This is a genomic window from Maridesulfovibrio ferrireducens, from assembly GCF_900101105.1.
Taxonomy (GTDB): Bacteria; Desulfobacterota; Desulfovibrionia; order Desulfovibrionales; family Desulfovibrionaceae; genus Maridesulfovibrio; species Maridesulfovibrio ferrireducens.
This window is the reverse complement of sequence record NZ_FNGA01000007.1, coordinates 1-23,660: the sequence shown is the minus strand read 5'-3', so window position 1 is coordinate 23,660 and position 23,660 is coordinate 1. Positions and strand designations below refer to the sequence as shown.

Annotated in this window: 19 protein-coding genes and 1 pseudogene; 11 read left to right on the top strand and 9 right to left on the bottom strand. The window is 42.4% G+C overall.

Translation table 11 applies throughout. From position 1 onward, the window contains the following. Positions 1 to 35: 35 nt before the first annotated feature. On the top strand, positions 36 to 857 hold the full coding sequence (locus tag BLT41_RS16640) for a class I SAM-dependent methyltransferase (RefSeq protein WP_092163212.1): 822 nt from the start codon (positions 36 to 38) through the stop codon (positions 855 to 857). Positions 858 to 958: 101 nt separating this feature from the next. After that, positions 959 to 1,441, top strand: a complete 483-nt coding sequence (locus tag BLT41_RS16635; RefSeq protein ID WP_092163211.1) for a GNAT family N-acetyltransferase — start codon at positions 959 to 961, stop codon at positions 1,439 to 1,441. Between the two features lie 77 nt (positions 1,442 to 1,518). On the opposite strand, the gene BLT41_RS16630 is transcribed toward BLT41_RS16635, so the two are convergent. From BLT41_RS16630 to BLT41_RS16620, 3 genes are all read right to left on the bottom strand, one after another. Further along, on the bottom strand, positions 1,519 to 2,634 hold the full coding sequence (locus tag BLT41_RS16630) for a carbon-nitrogen hydrolase family protein (protein ID WP_092163210.1): 1,116 nt from the start codon (positions 2,632 to 2,634) through the stop codon (positions 1,519 to 1,521). A 210-nt stretch (positions 2,635 to 2,844) separates the two neighbouring features. Beyond that, entirely contained in the window at positions 2,845 to 3,123 is a 279-nt protein-coding gene (locus BLT41_RS16625; RefSeq protein ID WP_092163209.1) for a hypothetical protein, read from the bottom strand. 99 nt (positions 3,124 to 3,222) lie between these two features. After that, positions 3,223 to 3,858, bottom strand: a complete 636-nt coding sequence (locus BLT41_RS16620; protein WP_092163206.1) for a hypothetical protein — start codon at positions 3,856 to 3,858, stop codon at positions 3,223 to 3,225. Between the two features lie 203 nt (positions 3,859 to 4,061). Here BLT41_RS16620 and BLT41_RS16615 point away from each other — a divergent pair, with 203 nt between their 5' ends. Further along, entirely contained in the window at positions 4,062 to 4,316 is a 255-nt protein-coding gene (locus tag BLT41_RS16615) for a hypothetical protein (RefSeq protein ID WP_092163203.1), read from the top strand. Between the two features lie 73 nt (positions 4,317 to 4,389). On the opposite strand, the gene BLT41_RS16610 is transcribed toward BLT41_RS16615, so the two are convergent. From BLT41_RS16610 to BLT41_RS17535, 3 genes are all read right to left on the bottom strand, one after another. Beyond that, positions 4,390 to 5,658 (bottom strand): amidohydrolase family protein, encoded by a 1,269-nt coding sequence (locus BLT41_RS16610; protein ID WP_092163201.1) that lies wholly within the window; start codon positions 5,656 to 5,658, stop codon positions 4,390 to 4,392. A 49-nt stretch (positions 5,659 to 5,707) separates the two neighbouring features. Further along, entirely contained in the window at positions 5,708 to 7,621 is a 1,914-nt protein-coding gene (locus BLT41_RS16605; protein WP_244512317.1) for an ankyrin repeat domain-containing protein, read from the bottom strand. A 260-nt stretch (positions 7,622 to 7,881) separates the two neighbouring features. Continuing rightward, positions 7,882 to 8,169 (bottom strand): hypothetical protein, encoded by a 288-nt coding sequence (locus BLT41_RS17535; protein WP_170830405.1) that lies wholly within the window; start codon positions 8,167 to 8,169, stop codon positions 7,882 to 7,884. A gap of 84 nt (positions 8,170 to 8,253) precedes the next feature. On the opposite strand from BLT41_RS17535, the gene BLT41_RS17530 reads away from it, so the two are divergent. Continuing rightward, the gene (locus tag BLT41_RS17530) at positions 8,254 to 8,784 is read left to right on the top strand and encodes a formyltransferase family protein (RefSeq protein ID WP_170830404.1); all 531 of its coding nucleotides are present in this window, start codon (positions 8,254 to 8,256) and stop codon (positions 8,782 to 8,784) included. Positions 8,785 to 8,786: 2 nt separating this feature from the next. Here BLT41_RS17530 and BLT41_RS16595 read toward each other — a convergent pair whose 3' ends face one another. Next, positions 8,787 to 10,052 (bottom strand): MFS transporter, encoded by a 1,266-nt coding sequence (locus tag BLT41_RS16595; RefSeq protein ID WP_092163197.1) that lies wholly within the window; start codon positions 10,050 to 10,052, stop codon positions 8,787 to 8,789. Positions 10,053 to 10,296: 244 nt separating this feature from the next. On the opposite strand from BLT41_RS16595, the gene BLT41_RS16590 reads away from it, so the two are divergent. Together BLT41_RS16590 and BLT41_RS16585 are read left to right on the top strand one after the other, a co-directional pair. After that, positions 10,297 to 13,452 carry a transporter substrate-binding domain-containing protein gene (locus BLT41_RS16590; RefSeq protein ID WP_170830403.1) on the top strand — a complete coding sequence of 1,052 codons (3,156 nt, stop codon included), beginning with the start codon at positions 10,297 to 10,299 and terminating at the stop codon, positions 13,450 to 13,452. Between the two features lie 320 nt (positions 13,453 to 13,772). Further along, positions 13,773 to 14,258, top strand: a complete 486-nt coding sequence (locus BLT41_RS16585; protein ID WP_092163191.1) for a hypothetical protein — start codon at positions 13,773 to 13,775, stop codon at positions 14,256 to 14,258. A gap of 18 nt (positions 14,259 to 14,276) precedes the next feature. Here the strand turns inward: BLT41_RS16585 and BLT41_RS16580 are convergent, their stop codons facing one another. Beyond that, positions 14,277 to 16,130: a tetratricopeptide repeat protein gene (locus tag BLT41_RS16580; RefSeq protein ID WP_092163188.1), complete on the bottom strand. Its 1,854-nt coding sequence runs from the start codon at positions 16,128 to 16,130 to the stop codon at positions 14,277 to 14,279. Positions 16,131 to 16,516: 386 nt separating this feature from the next. On the opposite strand from BLT41_RS16580, the gene BLT41_RS16575 reads away from it, so the two are divergent. The 4 genes from BLT41_RS16575 (at position 16,517) to BLT41_RS16560 (ending at position 22,405) form a co-directional block, all read left to right on the top strand. Then, complete coding sequence (locus BLT41_RS16575) at positions 16,517 to 17,500, top strand: proline iminopeptidase-family hydrolase (protein WP_170830402.1); 984 nt, start codon at positions 16,517 to 16,519, stop codon at positions 17,498 to 17,500. 106 nt (positions 17,501 to 17,606) lie between these two features. After that, entirely contained in the window at positions 17,607 to 18,851 is a 1,245-nt protein-coding gene (locus BLT41_RS16570; protein ID WP_092163182.1) for a phosphatidylserine decarboxylase, read from the top strand. A 471-nt stretch (positions 18,852 to 19,322) separates the two neighbouring features. Continuing rightward, on the top strand, positions 19,323 to 20,639 hold the full coding sequence (locus BLT41_RS16565) for a hypothetical protein (protein ID WP_092163179.1): 1,317 nt from the start codon (positions 19,323 to 19,325) through the stop codon (positions 20,637 to 20,639). 26 nt (positions 20,640 to 20,665) lie between these two features. Then, a complete protein-coding gene (locus BLT41_RS16560) occupies positions 20,666 to 22,405 on the top strand; it encodes an ATP-binding protein (protein WP_211477673.1) in 1,740 nt (579 codons plus the stop codon). A 102-nt stretch (positions 22,406 to 22,507) separates the two neighbouring features. Here BLT41_RS16560 and BLT41_RS17570 read toward each other — a convergent pair whose 3' ends face one another. Next, complete coding sequence (locus tag BLT41_RS17570; RefSeq protein ID WP_211477672.1) at positions 22,508 to 22,726, bottom strand: hypothetical protein; 219 nt, start codon at positions 22,724 to 22,726, stop codon at positions 22,508 to 22,510. A gap of 374 nt (positions 22,727 to 23,100) precedes the next feature. On the opposite strand from BLT41_RS17570, the pseudogene BLT41_RS16555 reads away from it, so the two are divergent. Next, positions 23,101 to 23,660, top strand: a pseudogene (locus tag BLT41_RS16555) (hypothetical protein); the annotation flags it as partial.

Genomic DNA, 23,660 nt, shown 5'->3' with positions numbered 1-23,660 from the left:
ATTTTTATATACTTAATTAAAGGGAGCAAGAACCGATGAACGAAGTCAAGTTACAGGATGTCGATTGGGTTAAAGAGTGGCGTGAAAATATGAGCCAAATGAATGAAATCAGTAGTGTTGATTACTGGAATGGTCGCGCTGATGACTATGACGATTTTATCTGCACTTCAGAATTTTCTTATGGATATGAAATTGTCAGGATACTTGAAGATAATAAAGTTCTCGGGCCGGATTTATCCGTGCTTGAAATTGCATCCGGTGTCGGGGCCGTTACAATTCCGCTTGCACGAAAAGCTTTGAAAGTAACCGGTATTGAGCCTGCTCAGGAAATGGCTGCAAGGCTGGCGAAAAACTCCAAAGCGGCTGGAGTTGATAATATTGAAGTGAAACTTATGACCGGGCAGGAGTACGCAGAAGGTGTCCAGTCATCAGATCACGGGTTGAGTCTTTTATGTCATGCTTCATGGCAGTTTCCTGAGATAGCCGAGATTGCATCGATGATGGAGAACGGGAGCAGTGAATGGTGCTGTATTTGCGACACTGCGCTTGATCGTGATTCGGAAAGTGCCAAATTACAGAAAGAATTAGGTGTTGTTTCAAGTTCATTTGATCGGGTGGAAGGTCTTTATAACGGCCTTAAGGTTTTAGAGCGAAAGCCTAAAATAAAATCCTTTGATTATACTATGAGAAGATCTGTTGATTCAGCATACAGTATGCTCACCAAAGTTTTATCTAAGCAGCGGGTTCCCACTGAGAGCGATGTTAAATTGATTAATGATCATATCGAACGGCATTCTGAAGATGGTGTTTACAATGAACCGGGTAAGATGAGTGTGATTTGGTGGCGCAAGGAATAGGGTTTTAAAGTAGAGACTTTACAAAATAGCTATTATGCCGTTTCTTAATAATTATATGCTGCGTGTAACGTAATTTATTTTATATAGGAGCCATTTAATTAATGAAATATATTATTGAAGAAATTCAACAAGTTCATGATAGTGATGTTTGCCGAATCATCAAAAAAGTTGGTGCAGAGTATGGCGCCATTGGTGATGGTTTTGGTCCTTCAGATCCAGAAGTATCCTCAATGAGCAAGTATTATAAGGATGAGAACAAAAGTGTTTATTTAGTTGCTACCATTGAGGGAACTGTTGTGGGAGGCAGTGGACTTGCACCATTTAACAATAGTCCCGACGTGTGTGAACTACGCAAATTATTTTTACTGCCGGAAAGCCGCGGGTTAGGTATTGGTAAAGATTTGATGCAGAGGTGTCTAAATTTTGCCCGTTCCAAAGGCTACAAGCAATGTTATTTAGACACATTATCTAGTATGAAATCAGCAATAGTACTTTATGAAAAACTTGGTTTTACACATTTGGAGAAACCTCTGGATGGCACCATTCATGGAGGCTGTGATATCTGGATGTTAAAAGAACTGTGAATCCTTCCCAAAACAAAGATACCCCCTTTGCTATTCTTCTGAATAACAAGGGGGGTATTTAATATTGTAATTCTTCTTTATTGTTCGCGACCGATTTCTTTTCCATTTTTAAAGGTGGGGTATGTCCATCCTCCGGGCAGGTTCGCTTTGGGGGCTATGAGCGGTGTGTATAAATCCGGGCGTCTATCCCTGAGGTAATTGTACTTGGGCGCAGGGTGGGTCATGCCGTAGTATTCTGGGATACAATCCGATATCAACAGGGTGTCCTGCTGGTGTTTCGCTCCGATGATCACATCTCCGTGGGGACCGATAATGATGCTGTTGCCGCGATAATGCCATTCATCATTTCCGCGTTTTTCATAGCCTGCGCGGTTGGCGTAAGCGAAAAATACGTTATTGGCGTAAGCATATGCGGGAAGCATCACAGTGGAAATGTCGGGGTAGGGAACTGCACTTCGTTTGCCGTTGGGCAGTCTGTAGTAGCAATCTGCGGCAGTGGGCCCGACAATGAGCTTGGCGCCATTGAGAGCAAGGATCCGCGAGAGTTCCGGGAATTCATTTTCATAGCAATTCAGCACGCCCACGGGAAAACCGAAGGTTTTAAATACTGGCGGAGGTTCACTGCCGAAGGACCAGTTGTCACGTTCCTGTTGTCCGTATAAGTGCGTTTTTTTGTAACTGGTCACCAATTCGCCTTTTTCATTGATCACTGCGATGGAATCGAAATATAGAAATCCGTTTTTGGTTTTGACCTTCTCGGCGTATGGGACGAGCATCGCCATATTCAACTTGGCGGCTATTTTTTTGGCTCTGGTGATGCTGGGGCCATCGGATAACTCTGCCACCTTTTTTGCTTCATCCGGGCTCAGAGTATAACCGGTCACGTAGAGTTCTGGAAAGGCCAGAAGCTGAACTCCTTGAGCTTTAGCCATCTGTGCAACCTTTTCCAGCCGATTCATATTCTTGAGACTTGCGCCGGGGCCATAGTCGGCCTGAGCCTGATAAATGCCCAGTCGGAGTCCCTTACCTTTAGGCGGCAGGGTTTGATAGACCGAACTTTGAACCATCAGCTTGCGATAGCCGTCCAATACGGTCTGGTCATAATCCGGGGTGCAGCAATCCGGAGTGGGGGCACCGGCAAACGCTACGATCGGCAACAGCATACATAATAATAAGGCGATAAGAGTCTTCATGGGGTCGTCTCCATCGTTATTGGGGGACGGGAGATTTGCCTGTCCTCCAGAGAATATACAGATTCTCTTATTATATGCACTTTAATCGAGCTGTTTGTCCAGCCTTCCATTGTTAAGGAAACTAATCATGTGGTTGGCACATGGCTTGAGCCGTCGTCGATTATTTGAGACAGGGTTTCGGCTACGGACAGATTTGGGATGCCGAAAGACTTATTTTTTCACCCAGCCCCGAGATTCCATACAAGCATTATAAGTACTCGTTGCTTTGTGATTTTCTGAAAATTTAACACGATCACTTGTTAACATTCTAGATCCATTGTCATTCTTTGGTCCGATAGGATGTTGCTGTGCGGTCCTTTTAGTACAAAATGTCCTGTCTTCTTTATACCTTTTTTTTGCCATCTCCGGGTCAGTAATGTTGTGGTTATGCCACGAGGAACAGCCGCCGAGAATTGTCAGCAATGCTGCAAATATAATAAATTTTTTCATATTTAAGCTCCGTTAGGAAAGGTAAAAAGACCTAGTTATCAATTACGAGAACTAGGTCTTTTCGTTTTTGCTAAAATCAAAGGAAATAGCTGATACGGATTATTTCTCAGCAGGGAGAGTAAAAAGTTTCTGCAAATAGTTAGTAAATCCCATATTTACACCCTGACCGCATTGGGCAAAGGGACAGCCCAGTTCGTATGGTACTTCGATAGGCTCTGGAGCTCCGGAATATATTACAGCATTCTGCTGATTTTTATTTTGTTTAACGAAAAGTTCCACGACTAAATAGCATGCATTAGGACTGTTTTTTGCCCGTTCAATTCTAGGAGACCATTTGTTGACTACTACTGGGTAATTTCTAAATGAAGGGCCGTACGATAAGTCATTTGAAAATCCGACTTGTTGTGATGCTTTGTGAGCAAGCGCCTTAGGTGAAATAGAACCGATGCGAGCCTCAATTAGATAGTCAACTTCGCCATACGGTTGATATTTGTAGCCCATACCGGCTAAAGTTTTAATTGCGTTTTGCACAATAGGTAGAACACCTGTCTTTACAAGTTCCGGGTTGCCGTTTCCTTTTAACTGAAAAAGAACAACTTTTACGTTAAAAGTTCCAAGGGCAGGAGAGAACGCAGACATCGGTGCAGGGGGAGTAATTGTGCGAGTGGAGCAGCCGCCCATGCAAATTATAATAAACAGTGCCAAAAATTTAATCACAGTGAAATTTTTACGCATAATGATCCATTTGTTGTTCAAGTTTAAGTTAAAGTAATCGATTAAGTTTTATGACATTATATAGATACTGGCAATGAAGATATTATATTTTTGCATTATATTGATCTAGTTTAATGGTAAATCACCGAGCATCTTTATTAACCTGATAGTGTGTTCCAAATTGCTACGCGGTGACCAATTAAAATAGTTATTGTGGCAGTATTTTGTTTATTATTAAGAAAATTTACAATTTAATTGGAACGCAGGTTGATTCCACTTCTTATGGTTCCATTACGTTATTGATCAGCAGTTACGAGAGTTCTTGTACTAATTATGAAAATGAAATTTACGATGAAAGCGCATGGCTTGATTTGCTTGAAACGAGTTTGACTCGCAAATATGCCGCGCTGGATGAAATGTTATCATATTATTCAAATATTGAAAGTCAGCTTGAAACTTCACTTGCAAGTTTAGAATAATACTATTGCCACCCAGTTCTTTATGGAATGGTGAAGGAGGGCGTAGTACAGGTTGTCAGCTGTCTGGATTAGTCTACTGAAAGTCCACGCTGTGTATATCGTCACCCATAGTAACGTTGGCTACGACTTTAGGAGTTTGACTTATGATTTTACCTCGACGAATAACGTAGAGCCTCGTTGGGTGAAGGCGCATAGCTTCCATCTTTGAAGTGGCTTGAAGCACCACTATGTCGGCGTTGCAACCGGAGGAGAGTCCGTATCCTTCAAGATTAAGAGTTTTGGCGCCATTGATCGTTATGGCATCAAAGAGAGATTCCTGCTGGTTTACGCCTGTCATGTGCAGAGCGTGAGTTCCCATATGCGCGACTTCAAGCATATCATGGGTTCCCATGGGATACCACGGGTCCATAACATCATCATGTCCAAGTGATACGTTGATACCCTGAGCCATGAGTTCGGGAACACGCATTAGCCCGCGCCGTTTAGGGTAGGTATCGTGTCGTCCTTGAAGATTCATGTTTACCAGCGGATTGCACACACAGTTCATTTGCGCCTCAGCCATGAGGGGCAGAAGTTTTGAAACATAATAATTATCCATAGAATGCATACTGGTCAAGTGAGAGCCCGTGACACGCCCCTGCAAACCGAGCCGCTGAGTCTGGTAAGTCAGCGTTTCAATATGGCGAGAATGAGGATCGTCTGATTCATCACAATGCATGTCCACCATCAGACCGCGCTTTGCCGCTATCTCACAGAGCAACTCTATTGATTTACGACCATCGTCCATAGTTCGTTCAAAATGCGGAATGCCGCCTACCACGTCCACCCCTTTGTCCAAAGCTCTTTGTATAAGGGGTAGTCCTTCATTACAGCGAAGTACTCCGTCTTGTGGAAAAGCTACAAGCTGGATATCAATGAACTCTTTCATTTCTTCACGGACTTCGAGCAAAACATCTACAGCCATGAGAGTCGGGTCCGTTGTGTCTACATGTGATCTGATGGCAAGATTTCCTTTCGCAATGGACCAAGTAATTAGCTTGAGGGCTCGTTTCTTAAGCCCTTCGGGCGTCAAATTGGGTTTAAGTTCTCCCCAAATTTTGATTCCTTCCAGCAGAGTGCCTGACTGGTTCAGACGAGGCATGCCCATGGAAAGCGTGGCGTCCATGTGAAAATGTGAATCCACGAAAGGAGATGTAACGAATTGTCCTTCTGCGTCAATAAATTCAATGGCCTCCGCTTTAATTGCTGCGGAAATTTCAACAATTTTTCCATCATTGCAACCGATGTCAACAAGATTTTTTTGTCCATCGATAGTGGCGTTTTTGACGATAAGGTCGAGCATGAGATTTCCTTAGTTGTTTGTTTATTGAATATTCGTATAAAAAAGTTTTCTATTTGATCTTATTCAACCGTATTTTATTGTCGATGATCAACATGCCCTTCACCAATTTCCACTTCATGGATGTTGGCGGAGCACCCACTGGATTCCAGATCATAGTGTCGCCATTGAACGTATACGTCCCTTTCTGGGCGGCTATTGTCGCTTTCATGGTCCCTTTGGGAAATTGCTTTAGAATTTCCGGCGTTAACTTCGAATTAAAATTGAAGTTTCCGTTCTTGTTCAAAGCTACGGTGTAGATGGCCTGCGGAAGTCCGTCCTGAAAGCCCCTCCAAGTACCGATAAGCGCATCCACGATGACACTCTCCCGGACGATGGGGGAGGCGGGTTTGACCCCTTGTGATTTGAGTAGTTTTGCGCTGTCCTTGTTGCCCGCACGATTGGCGTAGCTCATGACCGTTTCGCCAGCGCCATTCTTCATTTGAGCATCCGCACCCTTGTCCAAGAGTAGTTTGACAAGCTTTTCATTGCCCGCGCCGGCCGCAAGCATCAACGCTGTCTCGTCCTTATCGTTCACAATGTCGAGCTTTGCGTCTTTGCTGATCAATAAGGCTGCCCGCTCGTACCCTTGCGATGTGTTGGATTGCTGAGCTGCGCTCATAAGCGCGGTATTTCCGTTTCCGGCCTGAAAATCAACGTTGCCTTTGCCGGACAAGAGGGCCTTGATGATCGCAAGGTTGGCTTTGTGCTTGAAAGGATCAGGATTCGAAGCGGCTTTTATCAGCGGGGTAACAAGAATGTTGGCGGTTGATTTCGTATTAATATCCGCGCCAGCATTGACGAGCACCCTCACCATGTCCGCATCTGAATGAATCACGGCGACGATGAGCGGCGTGGACCCGGTTTTATCTACAAGTTCAAGTTTAGCGTTGTGCTCGATCAGGCATTTTGCCATGTCGATATGATTCGCGCTTGCGGCCACATGTAACGGAGTTCTACCCGTGTCCAGACTCTTCAAATTGATGGAGGCACCATTTTTCAGCAGGAGATTCGCGCAATCCACAAAGCCAAAACGTGCTGTAAGATGCAGCGCGGCACATCCTCCATTGTTATTCACAATCTTCTGCAAGTCTAACTTCGGATTTAAGGTCAGAAAATTTTGTATGAAATTGAACACGGTTTTTGCATTATCGTCACCAAGCAGTAAAATGGCATCCATGAGTGGGGTAATTCCACTATGGTTGACATGGTTGATGTCCGCACCGTTGGCAAAGAGGTAATCAAGCACTTCACGATTCTTGTGAAGAAACGTAGTTACGAGTACGGACGAACCATGATTGTCCGCAATGTTGATCTTCGCACCATGTTCGTGCAGAAACTTTAAAGTCTCAAGGTCTTCGCATTCGGAAATAAACCAAAGTGCAGTTTGGCCATTCTTAGTCTGCGCGTGGATATTAAGCCCCGCTCCTTGGGTGACAAGCACCTTGATTACGTCGGCATGATCCCGTTGCGCGGCTTTTATGAGTGCGGTATTACCCCGCGATTCAGGGGTGCTGTCCGTCCGGTCCTTCTCGTTTGGTTTGGCACCTTTCTGCAACAAGATACTGACCATCTCCGCCTGTCCCATGTGCGATGCAAGGATGAGCGGCGTACGCTCCCATTCGCCCCAAGCGTCATAACTCACACTGCGCTGGTTTACGTTCACTCTGGGAGACTGCAAGATCAGCTTTGTAATATCTGTATTCTCGTTTCGTAGAGCCCAGCACAGCATGGAATCGCGGTCATAGATGGCGTTCACATCTGCTCCGAGCTGAATGGCAGCTTTAGCCTTGGCGAAATCGTTTTGGTTGATGGCTCTATACAGAGGTGGCCGAGTATCTTTATTCCCTTTTGCGAAAAGCGGAGTTGCCGCACACAATATAGATAACATTATCACCGATATCTGAAACACATTCACATTTCTCACAGGTCACTCCGTAATATTCAGATTGGTGCTTAATCGCTTTCGTTCGTTTGCCGTTTTTCATAGCCTTCATATAATTGTATATAGTCTCTCCACCTCTATAAGACAACAGAATCCACAAGCCGATCTTTACTTAATGCTTTGCAATATATTCCGGTATTCTTGCATGGTTCTTGGCATTGTGTTTGAATGGGAACTACAAAGGAGGGGTGGAAAATATGGAGCAAGACGCCATGGACTACGAAAAAGATTTACTGATCAAGCTAAAGGTCGACAATCCGGGCAGGGAAATTTTTCCCCTTCCAGAATGTAATTGGGGACACAGCGTGACGCCAGCTTCCGATGAGAATCCTACGAAAACCGGCAATGGACTTAAGGTTCTGATTATCGGTAGTTGGACCTTGGGCATGCTGGCTTTCGATGCGGTCAGGGAATTGGAGCGCGAGCGACCGGACAAGGTGAACATCGTCGGATTCGTGACCGACGACCCGCTTGATCCGAATGCCCGGATATCTGAGCATAAGCGGTTTTGGAATTACTACGCCAAGCATCGTCAGGAACTCTATGAATTTCATATTTTGGAAGAGGCGTTACGTTTCGGCGTGCCTTGTTTTACTGGCGAGGTGAAGAGCGATGTGTTTCGTTCCCTGCTAGCCAAATGGAAGCCCGAAGCTGTCGTAGTCGCGGGATTCGGTCAGCTCATAGACACCCCCATCATACAGTATCCTGACTACGGTATTTACAATGTTCATCCCGCAGACTTGCGAAACGGATATGGGGCTGGACCGGACCCGTGGGGGGATTTGGTGACGCGGCGAGCACAAACCATGAGGGTTTCCATCCACCAAGTGAGCGAGGAAATCGATGCCGGGTCGGTGGTCGGAGTTTCTCCGTCCGTCAATGTCCGTCTCGCAGAAGGAGAGTGTACGGACGATGTGCGTCTGATCGGGGAAAAAACATTCATGCCGGTTAAAGCGATGGTAGAGGAACTTGTGCGGAGGCTTTGCAGTAACTGGGAGTCCGACTGTCCTTGCACCATTAATCGTATGGACCTCGAGTCCTGTTTTTCATTGCCTGAGAAGGAAGCCCTAATGCGGCCTATCGATCCTGAGAAGCGGGGCACTCTTTTACCCCTTTCTCCTCTCTGCGTCCGAGATACTGTTTAAAGCTATTCTTCCCGCGTTAGCAATGCGGCCACGAGAGCAACAACAGCGCAAGCGAAGTAAGCTTGAAAAAGCGTAGCGTAATGTTCTGATGTGCCTGTTAAAACCGTATGGCCCTGTGTTTCAAGGAGCCATCCTCCCGCTTGTTGCATGACAGCTCCCCCAGCCAGAAAGAAGAAGTTGGCGAGGCCTGTTGCCGTTGGGGCAAGATCGTCCGCAAAGGCATTGCGGACCAAGGTCAGAGGCAGGGGCGCGGCGGCCATAGTGGTCATTCCCAATAGTCCAAACCAAACAAAAAGCCCGGTCGGCGTCATTGGATTGCCAAAAGCGGTTTCGGCCGTCAGCAATACTAGGCCGAACGCGGCAAGAACAAGTACTTTCTTACGGGATTTCAGAACCCGCTCCGCAAGGAAACCGAGGAGCGGCCCACCTAGGATCATACCTAGAGCGAGCTTGGACAAGACGTGTCCGGTCCGAATTTTGTCGAACCCGTGAGCGTGCATAAGCCAAGGGCCTCCCCAGAGTCCACCAAAGGAAATGAACACCCCCAAAGCCATAAATGCCCAGATAACAGGCGGCCAGAATGCGGAAGTGGACAGCACTTTCAAAGTCCGAGCGGAACTGGAACTCTCCTTGAGAGGTTTCAACCGTTCGGGTTCAAATATTTGGGGGCGGTCACGCACGATGAGCCAAGCGAAGGCGACAAGACACAGGGATAGCCCTCCAACAATCATGAAGCTGCCACGCCAGCCAAGGACATGATCGAGATGACTAAGGGGGGCGGCTCCGGCGTATACTCCGAGCCCCGCTACGGCGATAAGCAAGCCAACCATGGTGGTGAATTCTTCTTGCTTGAACCAAGCCGACAAAATTTCGAGCACTGGCACTAATACCATGGCCGCGCCAACTCCGACAAGAAAACGACATCCGAGAGCCATCGGCAGGTTGGTGGCAAAGGAGAAACCGACCGCTCCGATGCCCGCCAGTCCGAAGAAAATGCAAAGGGTCCTACGGGGGCCTAGTCTTTTTGTAATCGGCCCGGCCACGAGCTGGAGCAGTGCGTATGGGAAAAAAAAGGCCGCGCCTAACAATCCAAAGGAAGAACCCTTGAGATTAAGGTCACGCATCAGGTCCAGAGCGAGCACAGCCGGGGCTTGGCGCTGGAAGTACACGAGCAGGTAGATAAACGAGACCACGGCAAAGATAGTCCAGCGGCGGTGGCTCGATGAAGGAGGGGGACTATCGGAATGCAAGGGAAGGAATTTACTCATAATTTTAAATAAATTATCATGCTCTGTCTGTCCATGTAAATCGTCCTGGATGCTGTGCTGTTTTAAATTTGTCTCGCCAGTGATAAATGATATACCTTTTCTTGCAGATCTATTTAAAAAAACGTAAAGGCTTTAGTAATAAAATTATGTTTTTACTTTATAAGGTACGGTTATGTTTATCTATCACCAATGTCGATTTGTCATATTCACTTGTGTTTTAATTCTTTTGCTGAGTTTTCAACAAGTGCAGGCCAAGGATAAACTTGTTGTCGTTATTGATAGCAACTACGCACCTATGTCCCTTCTTACACCTGCGGGTGATCCCGCTGGTATTCTTGTTGAAATGTGGAGGATCTGGGGAGAGCAGACCGACACAGAAGTTAACTTCGTTGCTGGGACTTGGGAAGAGACTTTGAATATGGTCAAGACCGGAAAGGCAGATGTTCATTCGGGATTATTTAGAAATGATCAACGGGCCGCATGGCTGGATTTTTCAGACACCTTACACTCAATTAAAAGCGCATTTTATCAGAATACAAATTCTCAACCATTTTCAATGGATAAATTGGACGGTAAAAAGTTTGGCGTGGTAGCTGGAACTTATCAGGCTGCTTATTTGCGGGAGAAATTTCCTGACATTTCGATTATTGAAAATGACGATCATGATGCTTTAATAACAGAACTTATTGCAGGTAAGGTTGATGTTATCTTTGACGAAGTTACTACTGTTTCAAGGATATTAACCCGAATGGGATGCGATGGACTTGTTAGCCGTATACCGGATTCTACGACAGCTAACACAGTACATGCAGGTGTGTTGAAAGGAAACACAGAATTATTAAATCGCATCAACAATGGTTTTAGACATATTAAACAAGATAAGCTTTCATTAATTGATAAACGTTGGATAAAAAACCCTGAAGATCGTTTTTATCAGAAGAATAAAGCTGGGTTCGAAGTTGTGCTTACCGACGAAGAAAAGTCTTATATTCAGAAACATCCTTCATTATCTTTGACCTCAACTCCAAACTGGCCTCCATTTGAAATGAAGCAGGATGATTGTTCCTATGCCGGTATCGCAGCGGATTTTACTCGTGTCGCTGCGGGCAAGGTCGGGCTCGATATAAATCCTGTTTTTGATACAAACTGGCAAGCTCATATGGAGAAGCTGAAAACAGGAAAATTGGATGCAGCTCCGGGATTGAATGAAACTCCAAAGCGTCTTAAGGATTTTGTTTTCACTAAGCCATACATAGAATATTATTCCGCCATATTCACTACGGCGGATCGTGAGGATGTCTTTTCGCCTGAAGATCTGGCAGGAAAAACGGTAGCTTTGGAAGAGGGATATGCCATTGCACGAAATCTGCCCACTGATCGCCCGGATATTAAGATGTTGCTTGTTAAGAGCACACAAGCTGCTTTGGAAGCTGTAACAACAGGAAAGGCTGATGCGTACATTGGTAATCAGGTTGTAGCTTCTTATCTTATCAAAAAATTTACCTTGCCCAATCTAAAACTTGTTAGCCTCTGGCGTACTGATCTTCCCGGTCAGCTTCGTATTGCCGTGGATAAAGATAATCCCGTATTAAAAAATATTCTCCAAAAAGGACTTGACGCTATAACCAAGGAAGAAAGGGAAGCTATTCTCGCAACCTATCTTGATGCTTCAGGTTTTCAGCAAAAAGTTTTTTCGCTTACCAAAGAACAATGGGCATGGCTTAAATCCCATCCTCAAATCAAGCTTGGAATAGATCCTCAAAGTGCGCCCTTTGAGTTCCTTGATGAAAACGGCAAGATGCAGGGGATTGCGTCGGAATATATTGCATTCATTCAGGATAAGTTGAAAGTGGATATGACTCCAGTTGATGGTTTGAACTGGAATGAAGTTCTGCAATATGCCAAGGAAGGGCGTTTGGATATTCTGCCGTCGATTGCGCGGACTCCTGCCAGAGAAAAATTTCTACTTTTTACAGAGCCTTATATTGAATTTCCGATCGTTATTTTTTCTTCTAAAGAAGCCCCTTTGATAAGTAAGCTGGATGACATTGTACATGGCAGAATTGCTGTAGTTGAAGGGTATGCCGCCCATGAATATATAACTTCGGATCATCCTGATTTTGAGCTTGTTCTCTTTCCTACAGTCCCTGAGGCAATCACAGCACTTACTCTCGGTAAAGTTGACTGGTTTATCAATGACTTGGCTACCAGTAGTTACGTTATTGAGCAGAAGGGAATAACCAATTTGAAAGTGGCAGCCGCAACTGAATATGTTATGCCCCTATCAATGGCTGTTCGTAAGGATTGCCCTGAATTACTTGAGATTGTTAACAAGGCTTTAAGTGTTCTTTCAGATGAAGAGGCTGAAGAGATCAAGGGCAAATGGCTAGCTCTAAAGTTCGAGCACGGCTTGGATATGTATACCGTTATGACATGGGCATTACCCATTACTGGCGGCGGTCTTTTGATCATAGGCCTGATCGTGTTTTGGAACAGAAAGCTCGGAAGTGAAATTTCGGAAAGGAAAAAAGCGCAATCAGAACTGGCTGAAACTTTAAGCTCTCTTGATAAAAAGAATACAATGCTTGAAGGATTGTCTACAAAGCTCGCTAAATACCTGTCTCCACAGGTGTATGATTCAATTTTTTCGGGTAATCGTGATGTGGTTTTATCCACAGAGCGTAAGAAACTTACGGTCTTTTTCTCCGATATAAAAGATTTCACCCAGACCACAGACGATATGCAGCCGGAAGACCTTACCGCCTTGCTCAACCATTATTTCACAGAGATGTCTGCCATCGCACTTGAATATGGTGCTACCATTGATAAATTTATTGGTGACGCCATGCTTATGTTCTTTGGCGATCCTGAATCAAAGGGTGTAAAAGAAGACGCCGAACTTTGCGTGCGTATGGCTATCACAATGCAAAAGAGAATGGTTGAGCTTGAAAAAGAGTGGAAAAGTATGGGATTTGATAAACCGTTTAAGATGCGGGTGGGTATTAATACTGGATATTGCAATGTTGGTAATTTCGGTTCTGAATCGCGCATGGATTATACTATTATCGGAGGTGAAGTTAACCTCGCAGCCCGTCTTGAAGGGCAGGCCGATTCTGGCGGCGTGCTTATGTCCTCAGAAACATATAGTTTAGTCAAAGACATAGTAAACGTTGAAGAGCGCAAGCCAATAGATGTTAAAGGTATTCGTCGAACTATCCAGCCTTATGCTGTCCTTTCAATCTGCGGAGAGGATGAATCCTGTGTCGATTCTGGCAATGTTATCAGCTATAAAGAGCAGGGCGTTGATCTTTCCATAGACCTTAACCTGCTATCCCAAGAAAAGCGGAAGAATCTTTCACAGCGTTTAAATGAAATAGCTTTGTCTTTGAAGGATTCTTGAACTTTCGAATCTGTAATTCTTTCGTTTAATTTAAAATAATTAAATATCTAACCTAATGTTATGCCTTTTATTTTACAAGCTCCTCCAATTTGCCGAAGAGGCTTTTTGTTAATCCTTTACATTAACTTTTAAATATCCTTCCGATTATTTCGCCGCTGTAGTAGATTAATAGATGTATACGTATCTTTATAAGACGGAATCGTAGTGATCCTGTTTGCTTTTTCTACAGTGAAGTTATTTCGCCTAATGAAAACAAATCGGCCTTAAAAATGTTTTGGAAGCTCTGCCCTGAACAGGTTAATTTTAAAGGAGTTCTGCCCATGTTAAGAATAGTACAGTCCATTCTTCTGTCCGTGCTTATATTGGCAGTTTTCATGTTTTTACCCGGGTGCAGGAAAAACATTCCCCAGACAGCTACTTCGGTTGTAGAAAAAGTGGAAAAAGATCCAAATTTTATTGAAATATCGGACAAGACAGAAGCTTTTTACAAAGGTTTTTTTCAAGTTGTCGGACGTGGATCAGGAGAGAATAAAGCTATGGCGTTGCTGGCTGCCCGTTCCGTTGCACAGGCCCGGCTGGTGGAGATAATAAACGGCGTTGAAGTTGAACGGCAGACTCTTGTGGAAAAGGGAAGAATCAAGAGCGACCAACTGCGCTTGAAAAGCAGCGGAGTGATTCGTTTTGCTTCTGTCTGTGGTGAACGATATAATCCAGCGGAAAATACTGCGGAAGTGTGTATGCGCCTAGCGTTGCGCACTGGTAATTTAGAGGATATTGTGGAGTTTTTAATCGATAATGTTGAGTGATGGGTTGCTGCGTTTCAGCTACGGGCAAAGCCCTTCCTTGCGGGCGATACCGAGCAACTTGCAGTCTCCCAGTTCACAGGCCCGGCGGGCATCTCTGCAGCCTGGTACACTTTGTCCTGAGAGAAGGTAGGCCAGTCCGCGACGATGGAAGGCATCCACATAATCAGGATTGATTATAATTGCCCTGTTAAAATCCTGAATTGCCTGCTGATACTGATCAAGGTTGGAATAAGCGATTCCTCGGTTTAAGAAAGCCTGCGTATATTTTGGGTCGATTTCGATAGCACGGCTGTACCCTTCAATTGCCCGCTGATATTGCTTTAGCACAGCATATACATGTCCGCGATTATGATGGGCTTTCGCATAATCAGGATTCAGTTCGATGGCCTTGGTTAAACTCTCTATTGCCTGTTGATATAGCCCCATATTGTAATAGACGAGACCTAAATTATAATAGGCTGAGACATACTTGGGATCAATTTTTAGAACGCGGTTGTAATCATCTACAGACTGTCGATATTTCCCCATATGCATATACACACTTCCGCGATTGCTATAGGCGATCACATCCCGTGGATTAATCGCCAAAGCCCGGGTATAATCATCTATCGCACGCTGAGGCTGGCCGAGATAATCATATTCAAGGCCGCGATTGGTAAAAGCCTTATAATAGTCTGGGTCCAGCTGAATAGCCCGGTTATAGTCATCAATGGCTTGCTCATGCTGTCCGAGATTAGAATAAATTTTCCCCCGGTTATAATAGGCGTAAGAATAATCCGGAGCTATCTCAATGGATTTGGTATAATCTTCAATGGAACGTTGATGCTGCCCGAGCTTGGCATAAGCATGCCCGCGATTTAAATATGAACCGGGATCATCAGGATCGAGCTTAACAGCATGGTTTAAATCTTTTAGTGCTAGGTCGAATTGCCCAAGGTTAATATAGACAGTACCCCGGTTGTAATAAGCTGCGGCATAGTCCTGATCGAGTTCAATTGCCCGGCTGAGATTTTTGACAGCACGTTGGAACTGCTCCATTCCTCCATAAGCCACTCCGCGATTTGTATAAGCTATGGCATTATCGGGATCTAGTTCAATAGCCTGACTGAAATACGCAATAGCTTTATACGGATCGGAGTACTTACCATCATTCCATAATGCTGATCCCTTTAAAATCCAGCCTTCCGCCTCCAAAGCCTTTCCGGCTTTGGCAAAATCACGCTTCATGGCCTGCTTTTCTTCGGGGCTTTTCTTAAGTTTGTTGTTTGTTTTTTCCAGCTCATCAATCTTAGCCAACAAGCTTTGGTTCTGTTCCTGAACTTTCTTATATTTTGTCAAGAGTTCACGGTCATTGAGAAGCTTCTTCACCCGCTCCCTAAGGGCGGAAGGATCAACCACGATCTTGACCACGGCCTCCATGCAGAAGACATTGCCATCCATGAACTGCCGCTCGCTGATCACCTCGGTCTTAAGCACTCCCACAGCCAGTGCCATGATTTCATTCTGCTCAAGCTTGCCTTCTTTAACCAAAGTCATGGTTTCAAGGTAGGTTCCGGCCTCCTCCAGAGCATCCCGCTTGGCCCGGCCGACGGCAAACTTCCGCGCCTCATCAGGTGAAATCTGACCTGTCACATGCTGGCGCACGGTCTTTTCGACCACGGATTTACCGTTGCTTACGATTGCGGATTCGTCAGACTTTTCAACAATAGATTCAACGGGTTCTTTAACGGTTGTTTTAGTTTGCTCCATGCCGACGGCGGTATCATTCTTTTTTTCACCTACGACTGGCCCGCTTTGATGCGGAGCACCACATCCCAAAAGCAAAGACAGGACAAAGATCAACAGGACTGATCGTAATATGTTTAATTTCATGACCGCATCCTCCGGTAATTCACTGCGCCTATAAAACAAAGAGTTCTAACTACTCTAACAATAAATGAGCACGGGAGAAATAACAAAATGAAATCAAATAATAAGTCCTGTTTTTCCTTGCAATGACTTGGCTGCACCTTCAAAATTTATGACCAATTGTTGCCTTGAACTTCTAATTAAAAACACGTGCTTTTCTCGCACTTGGATGCTACTTTTCTACGGCTTCAAAAACATATCTAGGTATCAACGATAGCAGTTGGGAAAAATCTGAAACATGAGGGTTTATGATATATATAATCAATCACAGGCGTTTGTTCTGTTGGAGCGTATTTTGTACGTTAATTATAGTGATGCTGATCGGTTGCGTGTCACGGGGCGAAAAAGACATGAATAAAGAGCAAGCATACATAGACAAGATTTTAACTGAACCTGCATATGATAGCGAAGGGTTTGTCGATTACACTTATGAAGGTCATACCTATAAATTATGGTACGGCAGAATTGGTTCCGGCAGCGCACCACCTGCATTGGTTCTGCACGGCGGCCCTGGAGGTAATCATCACAATCTCGTAGCGTTTCAGGCGTTGAGCGATGAACGTCCTGTAATCTTCTACGATCAACTTGGATGCGGAAACTCAGAACGTCCGGATAATCCGGCCTTGTGGAATGCGGAACGATATTTTGATGAGGTGAAAGCGGTTCGGGATGGTCTGGGCTTGAAGAAATATCATTTGATTGGTCATTCATGGGGAACCGCTCAGGCTGTTGGATTTGCCGCCAAACATCCCGCCGGTATATTGTCCATTTCTCTCCATAGCCCAATATTGAGCTTCCCTTATTATATCACTGATGTTGCCCCGGCGCTTAAGCAGGGCTTGATCTGCCTGAATGGAAAAGGCGGACAGGTGATAGATGATTATGAGTTGAGAGGGGTAGGAACAAAGAGCGACTACGACGAAGCTTGCATGGAGTTCACTAAGAAACATGTTACGCACACATGGCCATTACCAGAGGCAATGAAGAAATTGGGTGCTGCACGAAATTCAGCAATTCACGACACTATGGTTGCCGGCGGTTCGGAGTTGAATGTGCTGGGAAATATAAAAACAATCGACGTAACCACGCAACTGTCCAAGTTAAATGTTCCTATCCTTATGACTTGTGGAAGTGACGATTTGTGTACGCCAGCATATACTAAATGGCAGTCTGAATTTGCCAATAATCCACAGTATTACGTCATACAGGGAAGCGCCCACATGACTCCTGTGGACAAGCCATTGGAACTCATCGAGCGGCAACGGGTGTTTTTAAAAGAATTTGGTTCGCGAGTCAGTCATGAGATACGGGAAGCATCCGTTAAGGATAATTAAATTTTATTATGATTGTATTTAGCAGTGTATCTCTTTAATCTCCCCCATAATGTTTTTTTTGTTTGATTAAGGCTGAAATTAACTTTTATTCTGGGGGGCGTGAGCTATGAAAAACAGTTTCCGTATACTTGCATCTGTCTTTTTATTTATGGTTTTACTTTCCATTTCAACCATATCTACTGCAGCCGCAAAAATATCCATTCCTGACGATTGTCCATGTAAAGGGTCGATTACAAATCTTATTGATGCGTACAATAGTGACAAGGTCTTTAAGGTGCATATTGATGAAGCATTCAAAAATATGCAGCCCGTCCCGGAAGGATACAGGAAAGGTGGAAATCCTTGGATCGGAAAATCTTTTGCCGACCTGATTCCATTTTTTGTGGAGTGGAGTTCATTTCTACCGGAAGCAAAGGGCAGTGAGGATAACGCACTTAAATATATCGAACAGATGGATCTGTTTGCGTATAAAAATCCATTTGGACGGGTGGCTTTTCAAACTTCGCCGGGAGTTGAGATTTTTAACCGTTTTGCGACTGAACGCGGTGAATTTCTATCCAGCAAGGCTTCGATAAAAAAAGTAGCCAAATGGCTCGCTGATCCTCGCATTGAAAAAGAAGAATATGTCCTGCCTGACCCCACAGCTGCTGACGGCGGATTTAAGTCTTACAATGATTTTTTCTCTCGTAAGTTTAAAGATATCAGTAAGGTCCGTCCGCAGACTATGCCGGATCGGGATTATATAATTTCCTCACCGACCGATGCCACTGTGAATTCCATTCCTGCAAAAATTGTAGACGGAACCACTAAGTTTAGGACCAAAGGTACTCAGGAACTGAATATTAAAGAGCTGCTGGAAGGATCACGCTATTGGAAGAAGTTTGTAGGTGGCACGGCTCTGTCTTGTGTCCTGATGCCTAATACTTACCATTATTACCATGCTCCAGTCGGCGGTCAGGTTCTTGAAACCCGCCTTGTGGATGGAGCATTGATTGGTATGGAAGAGTTTGTTAAATTCGCTCCGGCTCATGGCAATGTAGGTGCTCCCGGAGCAAGTTTCGGTGCCTTTGAAAGCTATGCGCGCGGTTATTTTATCATTGATACCGGAAAATACGGTCTGGTAGGAGTTATTCCGGTAGGGCTCAGCACTGTTGGGTCAGTTGTGTTCGAAGACAAGTTTCTCAAAGCGGACGGTCCTGTAGCGATTAAGCGCGGTGATGAACTGGGACATTTCCTTTATGGAGGGTCTCTGGTCATTTTGGTTTTTGAACCCGGACAATATGGTTCCGATGCGATTAAGGTTCGTTTGGGAAATCAGATCGGTATTTTTGATACCAGCTCAAATAAATAGTGTTTGAGAAATTAAAAATAAATAGAATATGCAGGGCCGGAAACAATATTGTTTCCGGCCTTTCTTTTTGAGAAATTCCGCCTATGCGGCCAGAATTTATAATTGGAAAAAGTCAATTGCGTCGAAGATTTATCCCCCCAACTTTTTCACACTGTTTTACATTGACGTTTTACGGCTTTTGAAATGGGGCCTTTTAAAAAATGGTGGAGGCGGGTCTATCGAATTGGTGGTGTAAGATGTCGGGATGGTTTGTTTTTGTTTTGTGTGGGGATTGGGGGGCTCGTGGGGGTACTCAAAGAAGATGATTTTTTATTTTAGAGTTATAAAATTGTCGATCTTCATGGATTTTTTAAATTTGATTGCTTGCATATTATAATGTTGATAAATGTAACCCGTTGTATGGGATGTTAAATACGTATGTTTAAAGTTATATGATTTATTTGTAAAGTTTGTTTATCGTAAGGGAAGGAAATGATTAGAGAAGCTGATTATACGATTAAAGGGTTCTTGTACCAGTTTAATAAATCCCTAGAAGAGATATTATCTAGTAAAAATGGGGAAGAAATTACCATTGAAGGGATCATTGAAGATATTGACGTTGTTTCTGAAGCAGAAATACGCGCAATTCAGTGCAAATATCATGAAACGAAACAGTTTAAACTTTCTGATGTGTACAAACCAATATTACAAATGATGGTCAATTATGTTGAAAATGATAATAAAAAAATAAAATATATTTTATATGCACATTTTGCAGATCAAGTACAAGGCGTTATTAACCTAAGCAAAGATGACTTTAGTAATATTATTTATACACAAAATTTATCTTATATAACAAAATATATTTCAAAGTTGATTCCACCAAAAGATCCCGAAATAGAGAGTTTTCTTTTGAAGCGAAAACGCACTGCGGAAGAAAACAAGAGTATTCGTGTATATTATAGTGAAATTAGTGTTGATGATTTGCCATTTTGCATTAGCGAGTTCACTAATCCTGATTTATTTGAGTTCATAGTAGGGTCAAAGTTTGATGATTTAGTGGTCGTTGTTAAGCAAAAGATGTGTGAAATTGGAGATTTTTCAACAGATGATGTAGAAGATATTTTTTATCCTAACGCAATTCAACGTATTGCTGACACTAGTATAATTCATAATCATCAATTTAGAGTTGTCGAAAAACAATCTTTTATTGATAAATTAAGAAAAAGCAAAAAAACTGCAATTACCAGATGGACTAAAGAGCTATCAACTTACAACTCTTTGTTAAAGAAAAGAAGGAGCCAGTTAAAATCTCATTTACAACAAAATGATAGGGTTCGATATGTAGTGTTTGATGTATCTAGTTTTGAAAAATTTGACTCTGAAATTGTCAGTTTTATGGTTGAATTTGTAAACAAATATAATAGCAAGAAACTGCACAGACAAACTCCATTGTTTGCGTTTGATGTTAGTTCTACTTCTGTGGACCTTAATGATATTTTTCGCAGGCTGTATGCAAAAAAGGTCGAATGTGCATCTGGATACATTGGAGATAAATTTTTTCAAAGTAAGTTTTTAAAGGAACCCAAAAGAATTTCAAAAGATAAATGGGTTGAATTTAAGCTTCGTCTGTGTGTGTTGAGTGATGATACATACAAAGCAATTAATTCAAGAAAATGTGAAGATTTTTATCTTGTCGGATCAGTGAATTCGGAAAAAATAGATTTGTTGGATATTAATGTCGAGCGACTTGAAGTTACAAGTTTTAAAGAGCTTAGATATTTGCTGCATATGAGTTCGGATTTATAAAGAGTACTTTAACGAAAGGAGAAGTAGTGTCTGTAATTGGAATTGTAGTAGAAAGTGCGCCAAGCATAATTATGGTGCAAATGGATGATGATAAAACTTTTGAAAAAAATAAAAATGAAATTCAGATAGGTAAATATATACAGGTAGAAGAGGGAAATCATAATTTTGTAATTTGTGTAATTCAAAATATCAAAATGCACGAAGATAAATATTTAATTAGTTCACAGCCGATCGGTTTGTATTCTGAAGGTAGATTCATGCAGGGCGCAGTGTTGCTTCCTTCTCCTACTGAAAAGGCATATATAATCGATTCTAAAATTTTGAATTCAATATTTAGTAAAGAGGGTGACTATTCGTTTGAGCTCGGTCGATTGGTACAAAATAATGATATTAAACTGCATATAAATGGTAATACTTTTTTTAGTAAACATATTGCTGTAGTTGGTTCTACTGGATCAGGTAAATCCTGTACTGTTGCAAAAATATTGCAAGAAGTAGTTGGTATTTCAAAAAGCAAAAATATACATAAAGATGACCAAAAAAATTCACATATAATTATTTTTGATATTCATTCAGAGTATAGATCGGCTTTTTCAATTCATAATGAAGAAAAATTTAATTTAAACGTACTTGATGACGACAAGCTTAAGCTTCCGTATTGGTTAATGAATTCTGAAGAACTAGAATCCATGTTTATTGAAAGCAATGAACAGAACTCTCACAACCAAGTGTCTCAATTTAAAAAAGCCGTAATATTAAATAAAGAAAAACATAATCCTACATTAAAGAAAATAACTTATGATACTCCAGTGTTTTTTGAAATTACTGAAGTATATAACTATATATTCAATATAAATAATGAAGTTATAAATAAGATTGAAAATGAAGAACAACTTCCAAAACTAAGTGATGAGACTTTAGTTACAGATACAATTAAATATTTTGATGATAAATATAGCTTTATTACGCCTAGTACAGCTAAAGCAACTAAAGCTAGTAATGGTGCTTTTAATGGTGAATTTAATAGATTTTTATCGCGTTTAGATACAAAGATTAATGATAAGAGGCTTTCTTTTTTATTAAATCCTGTAAAAAGTGATGGAACAGCTTATCAAACCGATGATTTTAAGAATTTATTACAACAATTTTTGGGATATCTAGACAAGTCAAATGTAACAATCATTGACTTGAGTGGAGTCCCTTTTGAGGTTTTGAGTATTGCTGTGAGCCTAGTCTCTAGGCTCGTATTTGATTTTGCATTTCATTATTCAAAACTCAAACATACGTCTGATTTGTTGAATGATGTTCCCTTTTTGATTGTATGTGAGGAAGCCCATAACTATATTCCTAAAAGTGGCGGGGCTGAATTTAAGTCTTCAAAAAAATCTATTGAAAGGATCGCAAAAGAAGGTCGTAAATACGGATTAAGTTTAATGGTGGTTAGCCAAAGACCTTCTGAAGTTTCTGATACAATTTTTTCCCAATGTAATAACTTTATAGCACTTAGACTTACTAACATTAATGATCAGAATTATATTAAAGGATTACTTCCTAATAATACTAGCTCTATAACTGATGTGTTGCCAACTTTGTCTGCTGGAGAATGCCTAATTGTGGGCGATTCGACTCCAATGCCTTCAGTCGTTAGAATGGAAATGCCTGATCCTGCACCAAAGTCCGAAAGTATTAAATTTCATAATAAATGGAAAGAATGCTGGTTGGATATTACTTTTGACGAAGTAATTAAACGTTGGAAAAAGGAATAGCAATTTAAGGTTTGCGTAATAATAACGATTCTTTATCACACAATAAAACCGGAACCATCCACATTGGACAGTTCCGGTTTTACTCGTTTAAATTCTTTTAAATCAAACACACAAAAGAAGCTCTTCGCAGGTCCTCATTTTTCTATCAATTCGGGTAACAAGCTTATCATCCTTTGTAGTTTCAAGGCCTAAAAAAACATCGCCATTGCGGCGAATACCCGCGCATTCACCGCAAAGCAAAAGTATTACAGGCAGATCATCAAGATTTTTCAACTTCACCCAAGTAGTTACCAGTCTCCAGCCTTTTATTACCCAGTACATAGCCTTTGATAGCAAACTAACACAAAAATTATGTAGCCCATTTCCTGAACTGAGTGGCGCGACAGAATTGTAATGAGCAATATAAACCATAATCAGCGAGTGTGCTTGTTTTTGGTTTTGCTTGGTTATCCAGTTTTAAAGGTTATCTATTTCTGCGGTAACCTTTAAAACAGGAGTTTACTGTGCTTGTAGTTAAATTATTCTACACAAGGTCGTAAATTGTATACAATAAGGCACATGAGTTGTTAATTATGAATTAAAAGTTGTGATGCAATATAATACAGTGTAATATTTTATTAAAAAGAGGCATCTTTAAAGTATCAGAAATCGCTTTTCAATAAGAATTGTTGGCTTAATTTATTCAGGAGTTAGCCATGGCAGATGAAAAAGATAACAATAAGGAACAGCAGGAGTTAGACGAACTTACTGTTTTACAGGAAACTGAAAAGCGTGATCTTTCGGCTGAAGAACAGGCTGGCATTGAAGATGTTGAAAGTGCAATTCCTGAACAGTCTGATATGGCCGGAACAGTTTTGGTGGATAGTGGAATTGAGAAAGATGCTTTTGCTACCGAAATACCAGTAGATTCTTCTCAACCCACCGATGCAGATGCTGAAACTCTTGATCAAAGTAGATATACTCCTAGAGCAAGCGATGACCTTGCGTCAGTCCAAGAAGAGAAGGATATATTTCAAGCTGTAGAATCTGAAGATATATCACCAGTTGTTGATGGTGAAGATGTAAGAGTTGTATCATCTCCACATGAACAAGGCGTGGGTGGTTCTGAATCTGAGGATTTAAATGTTTCTGTAAGTGGACCCGTTGAATCTGACACCACTGACTCTGTGCAAACTGAACCCGAGCCGACTCCTGAACCAGCTCCCGCGCCTGAACCTGTTGAAGATATTTCTGAGCCTATTGTTGAGCCCGAGCC